At 66.4% G+C, this 13,327-nt stretch carries 12 protein-coding genes and 1 riboswitch; of the genes, 2 read left to right on the top strand and 10 right to left on the bottom strand.

Going from position 1 to position 13,327, the window contains the following annotated elements:
- Positions 1–82 precede the first annotated feature (82 nt).
- The 5 genes from VXJ37_RS12635 to VXJ37_RS12615 form a co-directional block, all read right to left on the bottom strand.
- On the bottom strand, positions 83–1,501 hold the full coding sequence (locus VXJ37_RS12635) for an aminotransferase class V-fold PLP-dependent enzyme (RefSeq protein WP_331323361.1): 1,419 nt from the start codon (positions 1,499–1,501) through the stop codon (positions 83–85).
- Positions 1,502–1,538: 37 nt separating this feature from the next.
- Positions 1,539–1,652, bottom strand: a riboswitch (SAM riboswitch).
- A 152-nt stretch (positions 1,653–1,804) separates the two neighbouring features.
- Entirely contained in the window at positions 1,805–2,617 is an 813-nt protein-coding gene (gene hisN / locus VXJ37_RS12630; RefSeq protein WP_331323360.1) for a histidinol-phosphatase, read from the bottom strand.
- Positions 2,618–2,661: 44 nt separating this feature from the next.
- Positions 2,662–3,777, bottom strand: coding sequence for a ribosome small subunit-dependent GTPase A (gene rsgA, locus VXJ37_RS12625; RefSeq protein ID WP_331323359.1), 1,116 nt, complete (start codon positions 3,775–3,777; stop codon positions 2,662–2,664).
- Positions 3,761–5,149, bottom strand: coding sequence for a 3-phosphoshikimate 1-carboxyvinyltransferase (gene aroA, locus VXJ37_RS12620; RefSeq protein ID WP_331323358.1), 1,389 nt, complete (start codon positions 5,147–5,149; stop codon positions 3,761–3,763). The genes rsgA and aroA overlap by 17 nt, the downstream gene beginning before the upstream one ends.
- A gap of 6 nt (positions 5,150–5,155) precedes the next feature.
- Positions 5,156–5,704 carry a DoxX family protein gene (locus tag VXJ37_RS12615; RefSeq protein ID WP_331323357.1) on the bottom strand — a complete coding sequence of 183 codons (549 nt, stop codon included), beginning with the start codon at positions 5,702–5,704 and terminating at the stop codon, positions 5,156–5,158.
- A gap of 276 nt (positions 5,705–5,980) precedes the next feature.
- On the opposite strand from VXJ37_RS12615, the gene VXJ37_RS12610 reads away from it, so the two are divergent.
- Both VXJ37_RS12610 and rsrA read left to right on the top strand, forming a co-directional pair.
- The gene (locus VXJ37_RS12610; RefSeq protein WP_331323356.1) at positions 5,981–6,754 is read left to right on the top strand and encodes a sigma-70 family RNA polymerase sigma factor; all 774 of its coding nucleotides are present in this window, start codon (positions 5,981–5,983) and stop codon (positions 6,752–6,754) included.
- Positions 6,751–7,011 (top strand): mycothiol system anti-sigma-R factor, encoded by a 261-nt coding sequence (gene rsrA / locus VXJ37_RS12605; protein WP_141942165.1) that lies wholly within the window; start codon positions 6,751–6,753, stop codon positions 7,009–7,011. The genes VXJ37_RS12610 and rsrA overlap by 4 nt, the downstream gene beginning before the upstream one ends.
- 102 nt (positions 7,012–7,113) lie before the next feature.
- On the opposite strand, the gene VXJ37_RS21190 is transcribed toward rsrA, so the two are convergent.
- The 5 genes from VXJ37_RS21190 to VXJ37_RS12585 all read right to left on the bottom strand — a co-directional run bounded on the left by VXJ37_RS21190 (position 7,114) and on the right by VXJ37_RS12585 (position 13,239).
- The gene (locus tag VXJ37_RS21190) at positions 7,114–7,188 is read right to left on the bottom strand and encodes a 50S ribosomal protein bL37 (RefSeq protein ID WP_369299106.1); all 75 of its coding nucleotides are present in this window, start codon (positions 7,186–7,188) and stop codon (positions 7,114–7,116) included.
- Between the two features lie 117 nt (positions 7,189–7,305).
- Positions 7,306–7,767 carry a PadR family transcriptional regulator gene (locus VXJ37_RS12600; protein ID WP_331323355.1) on the bottom strand — a complete coding sequence of 154 codons (462 nt, stop codon included), beginning with the start codon at positions 7,765–7,767 and terminating at the stop codon, positions 7,306–7,308.
- On the bottom strand, positions 7,767–8,600 hold the full coding sequence (locus VXJ37_RS12595) for a DUF4097 family beta strand repeat-containing protein (RefSeq protein WP_331323354.1): 834 nt from the start codon (positions 8,598–8,600) through the stop codon (positions 7,767–7,769). Before VXJ37_RS12595 ends, VXJ37_RS12600 begins: the two co-directional genes overlap by 1 nt.
- Positions 8,601–8,681: 81 nt before the next feature.
- A complete protein-coding gene (locus tag VXJ37_RS12590; RefSeq protein ID WP_141942156.1) occupies positions 8,682–9,281 on the bottom strand; it encodes a GDSL-type esterase/lipase family protein in 600 nt (199 codons plus the stop codon).
- Positions 9,282–9,423: 142 nt separating this feature from the next.
- A complete protein-coding gene (locus tag VXJ37_RS12585; protein WP_331323353.1) occupies positions 9,424–13,239 on the bottom strand; it encodes a multifunctional oxoglutarate decarboxylase/oxoglutarate dehydrogenase thiamine pyrophosphate-binding subunit/dihydrolipoyllysine-residue succinyltransferase subunit in 3,816 nt (1,271 codons plus the stop codon).
- Positions 13,240–13,327 lie beyond the last annotated feature (88 nt).

Raw genomic sequence — 13,327 nt, 5'->3', positions numbered from 1 at the left:
TTCTGATGCTGCCGATTGTGGATGTCTTTCGAATCTACCGCACGGAAGGCACCCCCGGTGTGGCGGAGGAAGGCAGCCCGGCCTAGTCGTCGATGCAGGGCGCGGCGCCGGCGGTCCCGGGGGTGTTCGGAGCCCAGTGCGGGTAGGTGCGGGTGTCGTGCGCGGGCACCCAGCGGCCCGCGTCCACCACGTAGTCCCAGCCCAGGCCGTCGGCGCGCAGCGTCCGGATTCCGGCGAGGAGGCGTTCGGCGTCTTCCAGCCGCGAGCCGACGCCGAAGCTCGCCCGGAGGGAGCCGGACGGCAGCCCCAGCCGCTTCAGGAGGGGGTGGGCGCAGAAGCGCCCGTCGCGCAGGCCCACCCCGTGCTCCGCCGAGAGATAGGCGGCCACCAGCCCCGCGTCGTAGCCTTCCACGGAGAAGTTGACCACGCCGATGGTGTCTGTTTCCGGGTTGGTGTCCTTGAAGATCTGGTGGACCGTGACGCCGTCGATGCCCTGCAGGCCTTCCACGAGGAAGGAGCGGATGGAAGATTCGTGCGCATGCCACCGGGCCTGGTCCAGTTCGGCGATCACCTGCGTGGCGCGGGCCAGGGTGGCGGCCCCGAGGACATTCGGCGAGCCCCCCTCGTGGCGGGCCGGCCCCGTGGCCCAGCTGACGCCGTCGAGCCTGGCTTCCTTGACTGCGCCGCCGCCGGCGAGGTGTGGGACGCCGGCATCCAGCCAGTCCGGCCGGCCCACCAGGACGCCGGCCCCGAACGGTGCGTACAACTTGTGGCCGGAGAACGCGAGGTAGTCCACGTCGTCGGCGCTGATATCCACCCGGCGGTGCGGCGCGAGCTGGGCAGCGTCCACTACGATCCGGGCGCCGTGCTGGTGTGCCAGCGCGGCCAGGGCACGGATGGGAAGAATTTCGCCGGTGACGTTGGATGCGCCGGTCACGGCCAGCAGGCTGACCCCGCCCTGCGCCAGTTCGGCACGGACAGACTCCAGCGTGCCGTTGATGGTGTCCGCGGCGACGATGCTGCGGTGCGGGACGCCCTGCCATGGCAGGAGGTTGGCGTGGTGTTCGATGTCCAGGTACAGGACGTCACCGTCCGGACGCCCTCCAGTGGAGGGCAGGCAGCCAGCCAGCAGATTCAGCGAATCGGTGGTGTTGCGCGTGAAGATCACGGAATCGCCAGGGCGGCCGCCCACGAAGTCGCGGACAATGCTGCGGGCGTTCTCGTACACCGACGTGCTGATCTGGGACGCATACCCGGCCCCGCGGTGGACGCTGGCGTAGTACGGCAGGATCTCGTTCAGGTACGCCGACACCACGGACAACGCGGGGGCTGACGCGCCGTAATCGAGGTTGGCGTAGCGCACGTGGCCGCCGGAAATCAGTGGTGCCTGGATTTCCGCTCCGGTGACAGCGGCGAGGGGCCGGCCGGCAGCGGCGCGGCGTTGATCGGCAATGGCAGCCTGGGCGATAGCGGGCTGGGGGGAGACGGTGGCAGTTGTCACAGAGACCTCACTTGACTACAGGACTCCGGCATACAGGAATCCGCGCTTGCCGCATCCGCTCCGGACCGGCCTGGTCGTCACCCGGGGCACCCCACCGCGAATGGAGGGTTGCCGGCCAGCAAACCGGGGTTTTGCGCTGGCACTCGTGACCTGCATAAAAGCGTAGGACATGGGACGGCCAGGACTGAAGCCACAGCGATTGTTAAGGCGTTTGTTACGCGCTGGCGAATAAACGACGCCGGGCACCCCCTTTTAGGGGCGCCCGGCGTCGCAATATTCGCTGCAGTGGTAAAACGGCGGCAGTTAGAGCAGGTCGTCCAGGTATGGGTTCAGGCGGTGCAGCACTTCCGAGTGCAGGATCGAGTTGGTGGCCAACGCGTTACCGCCGAACGGGCCGTCTTCCCCTTCGAGGGACGTGAACCGGCCGCCGGCCTCCACCACGATGGGCACCAGGGCCGCCATGTCATACAGGTTCAGTTCCGGTTCGCACGCGATGTCCACCGAGCCTTCGGCCACCATGCAGTACGACCAGAAGTCGCCGTAGGCCCGGGTCCGCCACACGTCCTCGGTGAGGCCCAGGAACTCGTCCAGGTTGCCGCGTTCCTTCCAGCCGGTGAGGCTCGAGTAGGAAAGGGACGCGTCGGAGAGCTTGGACACGTTGGAAACGCGGAGCCTGGTGGCGGCAGCCAGGGACCTGCCCATGTACGCACCCATGCCTTTGGCCGCCCACCAGCGTTTGCCCAAGGCCGGGGCGCTGACCACGCCCACAACCGGTTCGCCTTCGTCCACGAGTGCGATCAGGGTGGCCCAGACCGGCACGCCGCGGACGAAGTTCTTGGTTCCGTCGATGGGGTCGATGATCCAGCGCCGCGAACCGTGCCCGGTGCTGCCGAACTCCTCGCCCAGGACGGCGTCGCGGGGGCGGGAACGCGAGAGCTGGCCGCGGATGGCTTCCTCGGCGGCCTTGTCCGCATCGGTGACCGGCGTCAGGTCCGGCTTGGTCTCAACGCGGAGGTCCAGGGCCTTGAAGCGGCTCATGGTCTGGTCATCCACGGAGTCGGCCAGGACGTGGGCCAGGCGCAGGTCATCGTTGTAGCTCGAAGCGGGTTGGATCATGGTTCCAAACTACCGTCTGCGGACGCTTCTGCCGGGAGAACGCGTCAGTTGACGCTGCCGAGCTCCTTGGTTTCCTGCGCTTCCATCCGTGGGTCCGTGCCGAGCAGGCGCCGCAGGGACGCCAGCCGGGCGCGACCGGTGGGCCCGGCATGTCCATCCGCCACCCAGCCATCGAGCCCGCAGTCAACGGCGCTTGCCGTGTGTTTGCAGCCACGCTCGCAGCTCTCGATCCCGGGGGAGAGGTCCGGGAAGGAGCGCAGGATGCGGTCAGGGTCCACGTGGGCCAGACCGAAGGAGCGGATGCCCGGGGTGTCGATGATCCAGCTGCCCGGAGGCGCGTCGGACAGGCGCAGGGCCAAGGCGGAGGAGGACGTGTGCCTGCCGCGGCCGGTCACGGCGTTTACCCCGCCGGTGGCCCGCTCGGCGCCGGTGAGGGCGTTCACCATGGTGGACTTGCCCACTCCGGAGTGCCCCAGCATCACGGTGACTTTGCCGTCGAGGTGCGCCCGGAGGTCTGCCACCGCGGCTCTGTCCAGCCGGGCGGAGAGGCCGTCGTCGGACCGGGCGTCTATTCCCGAGGCCTGGGCATCGGCGGTGCGGCTGATGATGACGGGGAAATCCAGGTGGGTGTAGTTGGACAGCAGGTCCGCCGGATCCTTGACGTCGGCCTTGGTGACCAGCAGGATCGGCTCGATGCCGGCGTCGTAGGCCGCCACCAGGGCGCGGTCGATGAATCCGGTGCGGGGCTCGGGGTTGGCTGCGGCCACCACGATCACCAACTGGTCCGCGTTGGCAACGACGGCCCGCTCCACGGGGTCGGTGTCATCTGCGCTGCGCCGCAGGAGCGTCTTCCGGTCAAGGATCTTCACCAGCCGGGCCAGGGTGTCAGGCGCCCCGGACACGTCCCCCACGAGCGAGACGAAGTCGCCGGCAACCACTGGCGACCGGCGCAACTCGCGCGCGCGGGCGGCGATGACTACACGCTCTTCCTTCGAGTCCTCATCCACCACAGCGGTGTACCGGCCCCGGTCCACCGTTATGATCCGGCCGGTGACGGCATCGTCATGGCTGGGCCGGTCCTTGGTCCGTGGACGCGAGCCCTTCTTGTTTGGGCGGATGCGAACGTCTGATTCGTCCCAGGAATCAGTGCTCCGCGCCACTGCCACGCCCTTCCGGTCCCGCCTGGGTCGAAGACCCTTGGGACAGCATGCCTGCCCACAGCTCCGGGAAGTCGGGCATGGTCTTGGCGGTGGTGGCGATATCCTCGACCTGCACGCCTGGCACAGCCAGGCCCAGGATGGCGCCGGCAGTGGCCATCCGATGGTCTGCGTAACTGTGGACGACGCCCGCGTGAAGCGCCGCGGGCCGGATCACCAGCCCATCGCCGGTTTCTTCGGCGTCGCCGCCGAGCCGGTTGATTTCCGTTACCAGGGCCGCGAGCCGGTCCGTCTCGTGTCCCCTCAGGTGCGCGATGCCGGTGAGCCGGGAGGGGCCGCTGGCCAGGGCGCACAGCGCTGCCACCGTGGGAGCGAGTTCACTGGTGTCGGCAAAATCGCCGCCCCTGATCTCCGGGCCACCGGTAACGGTCAGGACGCCGTCGGCCAGGGAGACCTTGGCGCCCATCCTGGCGAGGATGCCGCGCCACAAATCTCCCACCTGCTGCGTTTCCGCGGGCCAGTTGGGGATCCGCACCGTACCCTTCGAGGCCAGGGCAGCGGCCAGGAACGGGCCCGCGTTGGAAAGGTCCTGCTCGATCCGCTGATCGAAGGCGCGGATGGGACCCGGCGCCACTACCCAGTGGTTGGGGACGGAGTCGTCCACGGACACCCCCGCGCCCCGGAGGACGGCGACGGTCATGTTGATGTGGTCAAGGCTCGGCACGGGCTTTCCCACGTGTTCAAGGTGCAGGCCCTCGTCAAACCTTGCCCCCACCAGGAGAAGCGCCGAGACGAACTGAGAGGAGGCACTGGCATCGATCACCAGGTGGCCGCCGCGGACTGTCCCGGTCCCTTGCACCACGAAGGGGAGCGACGACGGCGCGCTGCCGTCTTCCGCTGCCACGGCCACACCCAGGGCCTTGAGAGCCTCGATGATGGTCCCCATGGGACGCTTGCGTGCGTGCGGGTCGCCGTCGAACATGCTGGCTCCGTTGCGCAGCGCCGCCAGCGGTGGAACAAACCGCATGACGGTGCCGGCAAGCCCGCAGTCGATCCTGGTCCGGGATGCTTCCGCTGCCGCATGGAAGGGAAGCACCTCCAGGTCAGGCCCGAAAGCGCCGTCGCCGGGCACTTCGGTGATTGTGGCGCCCAGCTGCCGCAGCGCGTCGATCATCAGGGCGGAATCCCTGGAGTGCAGGGGCGCACGCAGCCGGGACGGTCCGTCTGCAAGGGCTGCCAGGACCAGGTACCTGTTGGTCAGGGACTTTGATCCCGGTACGGTCACGGTGGCGTCGACGGGCCCGGCCGCGAAAGGTGCGGGCCAATGCTGGGCAGGGGTTCCGGATCCGTCCCGGGCGGCAGCTGGTGCGGTCATTCGTGGTTAGGCTTTCGTGGCTTGGTCGACGGCGCGGCGTACAGCCTTGTCCGCCTTGTTCAGCTTCTTGGTGGTGGTCTTGCGGGCGTCGGCGGCCAGGTGCGAAGCGTTCCGGCGCGCATCCGCCGCGAGGTGTTCGGCGCGCCAGGCCAGGCCCGGCCTGCCGGCCGTATCCACTGATGCGAGCAGGGCCCCGCCGCCCAGGGAGAGGTTCTTGAGCAGCTGGTTCCGCCGGTTCTCACGGCCTTCCTTGCTGCTGATGTCCGCGCTGCGCCATTCGACGAAGGTGTTCAGGAGGGAAATGACCGTGAGCAGTGCAGCCGAAAGCCTGGAGAACTTGCCGAGTCCGAACAGGACGCCGGCCCCGACCTGCGTTCCACCGATGACCCGGGCAAGGGTCTTCTCATTTGCCTGGAAGGGGAGCGAAGCTGCAGCCTTGCGCAGCAACGGCGAAAGCTGCTGTGCGGTGTCGTCGGAGTTCTTGAGCTTATCCAGTCCGGCGAGAACGAAACTGGAGGCAAGCATGGGCCGTGCGAGCGTGCGGACAAAGGACATGGATTTCCTCCTGGATGGACGAGCCGCGGCAAGCGGCGGAGTCGGTCCTAGTCTTGCACTTTTGGGGAATATTTGCCCGTGGGAGGCGGTTGTCCATGTCGGGTCCGCGACAGGGGACCTGGAGATCATCCACCCGAAACAGAGCGGAGTTGGCCCTTGGGGAAGGTGTTGGACGGAACCAGACAGGCGGGCCCGGTGGCCGTGGACAAGCTGGCAGCCGGGGCGCCGGAGTACGGCATGTCCCGGTCCGGAAGCCTGACAGTAGACTTGAAGGCAATGAACACCCTGGATCCGGCCGTCGCGGCCATGTATGAGGCTTCCCCCGGCGAAGTGAACGGCAGGGCAGGCAGCGCTCCCCCGCCCGCCGGCCAGTCAGCGGCAGTGCCGCTGGACGCTGAAGCGTCCAGCGATGACGGCACCCTGGACGTCTCCGCGGAGTCCGTGGAGCAGCGCCGCCTGCGTTTTGAGCGTGACGCCATGCAGTACGTGGACCAGCTGTATTCAGCGGCCATGCGCATGGCGCGAAACCCATCGGACGCGGAGGACCTGGTCCAGGAGGCCTACACCAAGGCGTTCTCGGCCTTCCACCAGTACAAGCCGGGGACCAACCTCAAGGCATGGCTGTACCGGATCCTGACGAACACGTACATCAACCTCTACCGCAAGAGGCAGCGCGAGCCCCTGCAGTCCAACTCGGACAGCATCGAGGACTGGCAGCTTGCCCGGGCCGAATCGCACACCTCAAGCGGCCTGCGATCGGCCGAGGCTGAGGCGCTGGACCATCTTCCGGATTCGGACGTCAAGCGGGCCCTGCAGGACATCCCGGAGGAGTTCCGCCTGGCCGTCTACTTCGCTGACGTGGAGGGCTTCGCCTACAAGGAAATATCGGACATCATGAACACACCTATCGGCACCGTGATGTCCCGGCTCCACCGCGGCCGGCGAATGCTGCGGGACATGCTCGCGGAATATGCCGCTGAGCGCGGATTCAAAACGGCCGCGGATACGCCGGATGCGGCAGGAAGCAAAGCACAGGAGAACAGGAAATGAGCGACTGCCAGGGATTGGGCGATTGCGACGATACCCGGATGCAACGCATCTACGAATACCTTGACGGGGCACTGACCCGCGAGGATCTGACCGAGATCAAGAACCACCTTGACGAGTGCCCTGAGTGCACGGAGCAGTATGACCTTGAGTGCGTCATCCGGAACATGGTCAAGCGCTCCTGCAAGGAATCCGCTCCGGACAACCTGAAGAACGCCATCCTGGACCGGATCCACTCCATCCGCAGCGTCGAAGCGTAGATTCAGCACGTCCTGCCGGGCCAGGACCACCAACAGCAAAGGACCCCGTAAGCCGAGTGGCTTGCGGGGTCCTTCGCTTGAACCGTAGTTCCTGGCATTTGCCTAGGTGTTGGGGCGCTTCCCGTGGTTCGCGCCGCCACGCTTACGGTCACGACGCTTGCGTGCACGCTTGCTCATAGCTGGCCTCCTTACTGTTGGTACTCAAAAGAGCTGCCCTCCAGTCTCCCACATCATGTGGCGGCCCGCGAACCGGGAAGGGGCAATGACCTGCGGTTGTACGCGCCCGTCGTTGTTCTAGGGCTCCAGCGCACCGGCTATCGTCGCCCGGGCACGATCCAGCGCGGTCCTGACCGTCTCCACGACGGCGGGGGTGAGGGGGCCATGCAGGGCCCGGCGGTGCAGGTCCGCCTGCAGCCCGTCGTTGAACTGCTGCAGGACCAGCTCAATATCCAGCCGCCGGGCGCTGGCGGCGATCCGTTCCTCCACTCCGGCGACATCCTCCCGCCGCCGGTTCAGTTCGGCGAGGCCGGCGGGGGTGAGGCGGTAGTTGGTGCGTCGTCCGGCCGGTTCGGTGGCAACAAGGCCATCCGCCTCGAGTTTGCACAGTCGGGGATAGATGGTCCCGGCGCTTGGGGAGTAGGCCCCGGAAAACCGGTCCCGCAGTGCCTTGATGAGCTCATAGCCGTGTTTGGGGCCGCTTTCGAGCAGGGCCAGAAGGTAGAGGCGCAACGCGCCGCGGGCGAACACCGGTGGCATCAGTTTGTTGTGTCCCGGGCGCCCTCTGCTGGTGCGGCAGCATGGCTGATGGAGGTCTTGCCCGAGACGGAGTTGGTGCGGACGAGCATCAGCTGTGCGTCCGGACCGGAAATGGTCTCCACTTTGCCGTTGGCGAGGATGCACTGGTGGCCGTCCAGGACCACGGCGCCCCCGGCTGACTTGGCCACGATGTCGGCGCCTACGTCGTGGGGCAGCCGGATGGCCAGGTCGCCGGCCACGGAGTTGGAGCCGAAATCCTGCGTGAAACCGAGCAGGTCGAAATTGAGGTGCCCGGTGACTGTGTTGGTGCGGACATGGGTGAAGTGGCCCGAGGCGTTGACCTCTCCGGAGACGCTCTTGGCCGTGAGGACTCCGCAGTGGTTAGTGACCTCCACCCGCCCGCTGACCGTGTTGACCGCAAGTTCGCCGGTGGTGCCCTCGGCGGTGATAGTGCCCGAGACGCTGTTGAGCTGGACGCGGCCGGAAATGCCGGTGACCAGACCTTCGCCGCTGACGGTGCCCGCCTCCACATCGATGCCTGCGGGGACGTAAATGCTGACGACCGCGGAATTCTCGCTGTTGTGGTTGACCGTTTCCATGAGGGTCCTGAACCACCCCTGGGCCCCATGGAGCTGATGCCGGACCTCCAGCCTGCCATCGCCCACGTGCACGGCGATGGGATCGCCGTCCACCTCTGAAACCTCCAGCCGGACTGCCGTGCCCGCGTGGGGCAGGATCTCGAACCTGCCTTTGACAATGCCCAGCTTCAGTGCGGCAACGTCATTGACCTCAATGGTTTGCGGGCCTGTGACGGTCCAGTTCTCCTCGCTCAAGGTCCCCTCCAGAAGACGATATATCGCGTCCGTTCAACTTAACGCCGGTTACTGGACGGGTCAATACGTCTCGACGTGCATTTACTGCGGCGCGTCCAACCCCAGCCACTGGAACCAGCCGCGGTGCAGCACCAGCCACGCCATGAGCCCGTAACCTGCCTGGCCCGGCGTCCCGCCGTTCGCAGCCAGGTCCTGGCGCCACTGTTCATGGTTCAGCAGGGGGGAAAAGGTGTCGACATAGAGGTGCTTGCGGCGCGTGGTGACGTCGGCGAAAGCGGTGTTCAGCTCATCCAGCCGCCTGTTTTGCGCCGGGTCAAGCGTGGGAGGCGGCCCAACGACGAAAACTTCGATCCTGTTCTGCGAGGCAGAGTCCAGAATGTTGGCCAGGTTCAGCCTGCTGCGGGCAGTGGAGAGTCCGAATTCGATGTCGCGCCCGGACAGGCCGATGACCAGCCGGTTTTCTGCCTGGCCGCTGAAGCGCCGCCCTGCTTCGTCGAGCCAGCGCGCCGCGAGCCCTTCGGTACCTTCCTGCGGACAGGGGAGCGCATAGCTTTCGAGCACCATACCGTCCTGGGGAGTGCGGGCCAGGACGCGGCCCAGCCAGCCAAGTGCCCGGGGATCGCCCAGTCCGGCCAGCAGTTCGTCTCCTACAGCTGCGATCCGCAGCTTCCTGTCTTCCACGCGTTCCTCTTTACTTCGGTACGGGTTACATTGTGCGGCAGCAGCCGCCGCGGCTGCGGAGGTTGCGGCGCTGTCCATCCATTAAACAGAACTGCCCGGCCGGAGTCTGGTATTTCGACGTCCGGCCGGGCAGCCTTACTGCTTACTTCCGAGCAAATGCCTGCTTCAGCAGGACATCCTGCTCCGCTGCGTGCCGCTTCATCGACCCGGCGGCCGTGGAGGCCGAGGCCGGGCGGGAAACGAGGCGGACGCGGCGGTCAAGGACATCCGGCAGGTGGAGGCCGATGAACGGCCACGGGCCCTGGTTGGCGGGTTCATCCTGTGCCCAGACCACTTCTGCGTTCGGGTACTTGGCGAGTTCCGCAGCGATCTCAGCGTGCGGCAGCGGGTAGAGCTGCTCCACGCGGATGATGGCCGTGGTCTTGTCGCCGGTCTTCTGCCGGGTGGACAGGAGATCGTAGTAGAGGCGGCCCGAGACGAGGATGACGCGTTCGACGGCGGTTGCCGGCAATTGCTCATGCTCACCGATGACGGGACGGAAGGTGCCGTTGGTGAAGTCCTCCACGGAGGAGGCGGCAGCCTTCAGGCGCAGCAGCTGCTTGGGCGTGAAGATGATCAGCGGCTTGCGCGGGCGGCTGTATGCCTGGCGGCGCAGCAGGTGGAAGTGCGAGGCCGCGGTGGTGGGGTTGGCCACGATCATGTTGTCTTCCGCGCACAGCTGCAGGAAGCGTTCGATCCTTGCGGAGGAGTGGTCCGGGCCCTGGCCCTCGTAGCCGTGCGGAAGCATCAGGACCAGCGAGGAGCGCTGGCCCCACTTCTGCTCGGCCGAGGAGATGAACTCGTCGATGATGGTCTGCGCACCGTTGACGAAGTCGCCGAACTGGGCTTCCCACAGGACAAGGGCGTCCGGGCGTTCCACCGAGTAGCCGTACTCAAAGCCCATGGCCGCGTATTCGGACAGCAGGGAGTCGTAGGTCCACAGCTTTGCCTGGTTGTCGGAAAGGTTGCCCAGCGGCAGCCATTCCTTGCCGTTGGCGCGGTCGTGGAAGACGGCGTGGCGCTGCACGAACGTGCCGCGGCGTGAGTCCTGGCCGGCCAGGCGGACGGGGACGCCCTCCATGATCAGGGAGCCGAAGGCAGCGATCTCGCCAAAGCCCCAGTCGATGCCGCCCTCGCGGGACATCTGCTCGCGCTTTTCGAGCAGCTGCTTCAGCTTCGGGTGGACCGTGAAGCCGTCAGGAATCTCGACGTGCGCCTTGCCGATCCGGGCCAGGGTCTCGGCGCTGATGGCAGTGGAGGCCGGTGCGCTGACACTGGAATCGGACTGCTGGGCCATGGGCCGTTCGATGTCGGACACAGCAGCGGAATCCGCCGTCACGATCGGAATCGGCGAGGTCTGGGCGGCGTGGGTCTCGGCAAAGACCCGCTCCAGCCGTTCCTGGTAGTCGCGGAGCAGCTGCTCGGCTTCTTCCTCGGTGATGTCTCCACGGCCGATGAGGGACTCCGTGTACAGCTTGCGGACGGAGCGCTTGGCTTCGATCAGGTTGTACATCAGCGGCTGGGTCATCGAGGGGTCGTCACCCTCGTTGTGGCCGCGGCGGCGGTAGCAGACCATGTCAATGACAACGTCCTTGTGGAAACGCTGCCGGAACTCGTAGGCGAGCTGGCCGATGCGGACCACTGCCTCGGGGTCGTCGCCGTTCACGTGGAAGACCGGTGCCTGGATCATCTTGGCAACATCCGTGGAGTACGTGGACGAACGCGACGACGACGGGGCGGTGGTGAAGCCCACCTGGTTGTTGACCACGATGTGGATGGTGCCGCCGGTGCGGTAACCCCGGAGCTGGGACAGGTTCAGCGTTTCAGCCACCACACCCTGCCCGGCGAAGGCGGCGTCACCGTGAACCATGATGGGCAGCACGGGGAACGTCTCGCCCTGGTCCAGGCGGTCCTGCTTGGCGCGGACAATACCTTCGAGCACGGAGTCGACGGCTTCCAGGTGCGACGGGTTGGCCGCGAGGTAGACCTTGGTCTCCTTGCCGTTGTCCGACGTGAAGGTGCCCTCAGTGCCCAGGTGGTACTTGACGTCGCCGGAACCCTGCACGGAGCGGGGATCCTGGGTGCCTTCAAACTCGCGGAATACCTGGGCATAGGTCTTGCCGGCGATGTTGGTCAGGACGTTGAGGCGGCCGCGGTGGGCCATGCCGATGGCAACCTCGTCCAGGCCGTCGTCGGCAGCGTCGGACATGATGGCGTCCAGCAGCGGGATCAGCGACTCGCCGCCTTCGAGGGAGAAGCGCTTCTGGCCCACGAACTTGGTCTGGAGGAAGGTTTCGAAGGCCTCGGCGGCGTTCAGCTTGGAAACGATCCGCAGCTGCTCTTCCCGGCTGGGCTTGGAGTAAGGGTGCTCCAGCTGGTCCTGGAACCATTTGCGCTCGGCAGGCTCCTGGATGTGCATGTACTCGATGCCGGTGGTGCGGCAGTAGGCATCGCGCAGAACGCCGAGGATGTCGCGGAACTTCAGCATGGGCTTGCCGCCGAAGCCGCCCGTGGGCCATTCACGGTCCAGGTCCCAGAGGGTCAGGCCGTAGGTGAGGACGTCGAGGTCGGGGTGCTTGCGCTGGACGTACTCCAGCGGATCGGTATCCGCCATGAGGTGGCCGCGCACGCGGAAGGAGTGGATCAGCTGCTGGATCCGGGCTACCTTGTTGATCTCATCGGCCGGGTCCACCTGCAGGTCGGGGCTCCAGCGGACGGGCTCGTAGGGGATCCGCAGTGCTTCGAAGATCTCGTCGTAGAAGTTCTGCGCCCCCAGCAGGAGCTGGTGGACCAGCTTGAGGAACTCGCCGCTGCCGGCGCCCTGGATGACGCGGTGGTCATATGTCGAGGTCAGGGTGAGGACCTTGCTGATGGCGTTCTGGGCGATGATCTTTTCGCTGGCACCTTGGAATTCAGCGGGGTAGTCGAGGGCGCCGACGCCGATGATGGCAGCCTGGCCCTTGGAGAGGCGCGGCACGGAGTGTACGGTGCCGATGCCGCCCGGGTTGGTGAGGGACACGGTGGTGCCCTGGTGGTCCTCGGCGGTGAGCTTGCCGTTGCGGGCCCGCTTGATGAGGTCCTCATAGGTGTGCCAGAACTCGGCGAAGTTGAGGGTTTCAGCCTTCTTGATGTTCGGAACCATCAGCAGGCGGCTGCCGTCGGGCTTGGGCATGTCGATGGCAATGCCGAAATTGACGTGTGCCGGCTGGACGGCGACGGGCTTGCCGTCCACCTCGTCGTAGTAGACGTTCATCGACGGGAACTGGGAAAGCGCCCGGATCACGGCGTAGCCGATGAGGTGGGTGAAGGAAACCTTGCCGCCGCGGGCGCGGGCAAGGTTGGAGTTGATGACCACGCGGTTGTCGATGAGCAGCTTGGCCGGAATGGCACGGACACTGGTGGCGGTGGGCACCTCGAGGCTGGTGACCATGTTGGTGGCGATCGCCTTGGCCGGTCCGCGAAGGACGGAGACAACGTCTTCCTCGGGAGCGGTGGGAGCCTTGACGTTTTTGGGAAGCTGGGCGGGGATGGGCTGCGAGCCGGTGCCGGCTTCGGTCTTCTTGCCGCCGTCGCGCGCTTCCGTGGCGGGGGCCTTCTTGACCGGGGCGGGGGCTGCTGCCGGTGCGGCAGGCGCCGGGGCAGCGGCAGCAGGCGGTGCGGGGGGAGCGGCGGGGGCTGCGGCCGGCGACGCTGCCGGGGCCGGCTTTACGACGGGAAGTTCCCGCGTGGGAGGGTTGGCGGCATGCGCCGAATTTCCATTGGAAGAAGAACCGTTGCCCGAGTCGAAGGATTCGAACAGGGGCCACCACTTGGCATCCACGGCGTTCTTGTCCTGCTGGTACTGCTCGTACAGTTCGTCAACGAGCCACTCGTTTCCGCCAAATTCCTCTGGTAGACGGTGGCTTGGCTGCTCTGGCACTTGAAATACGCCTCTTCCATGAGTTTGATTTCTCTTTGGCCCCCCGGTGCTTCAGCACTACGTTCGAACCAGTCTCTGTCCGCTGAAC

This window comes from Pseudarthrobacter phenanthrenivorans (assembly GCF_036455295.1).
Taxonomy (GTDB): domain Bacteria; phylum Actinomycetota; class Actinomycetes; order Actinomycetales; family Micrococcaceae; genus Arthrobacter; species Arthrobacter phenanthrenivorans_C.
This window is presented reverse-complemented; position numbering and strand designations above follow the sequence as displayed.

Excerpts from the sequence above, each read along its gene's own strand:
- hisN (WP_331323360.1), bottom strand. The coding sequence starts at position 2,617 with ATGATCCAACCCGCTTCGAGCTACAACGATGACCTGCGCCTGGCCCAC.
- aroA (WP_331323358.1), bottom strand. The coding sequence starts at position 5,149 with ATGACCGCACCAGCTGCCGCCCGGGACGGATCCGGAACCCCTGCCCAG.
- VXJ37_RS12615 (WP_331323357.1), bottom strand. The coding sequence starts at position 5,704 with ATGTCCTTTGTCCGCACGCTCGCACGGCCCATGCTTGCCTCCAGTTTC.
- VXJ37_RS12610 (WP_331323356.1), top strand. The coding sequence starts at position 5,981 with ATGAACACCCTGGATCCGGCCGTCGCGGCCATGTATGAGGCTTCCCCC.
- rsrA (WP_141942165.1), top strand. The coding sequence starts at position 6,751 with ATGAGCGACTGCCAGGGATTGGGCGATTGCGACGATACCCGGATGCAA.
- VXJ37_RS12600 (WP_331323355.1), bottom strand. The coding sequence starts at position 7,767 with ATGCCACCGGTGTTCGCCCGCGGCGCGTTGCGCCTCTACCTTCTGGCC.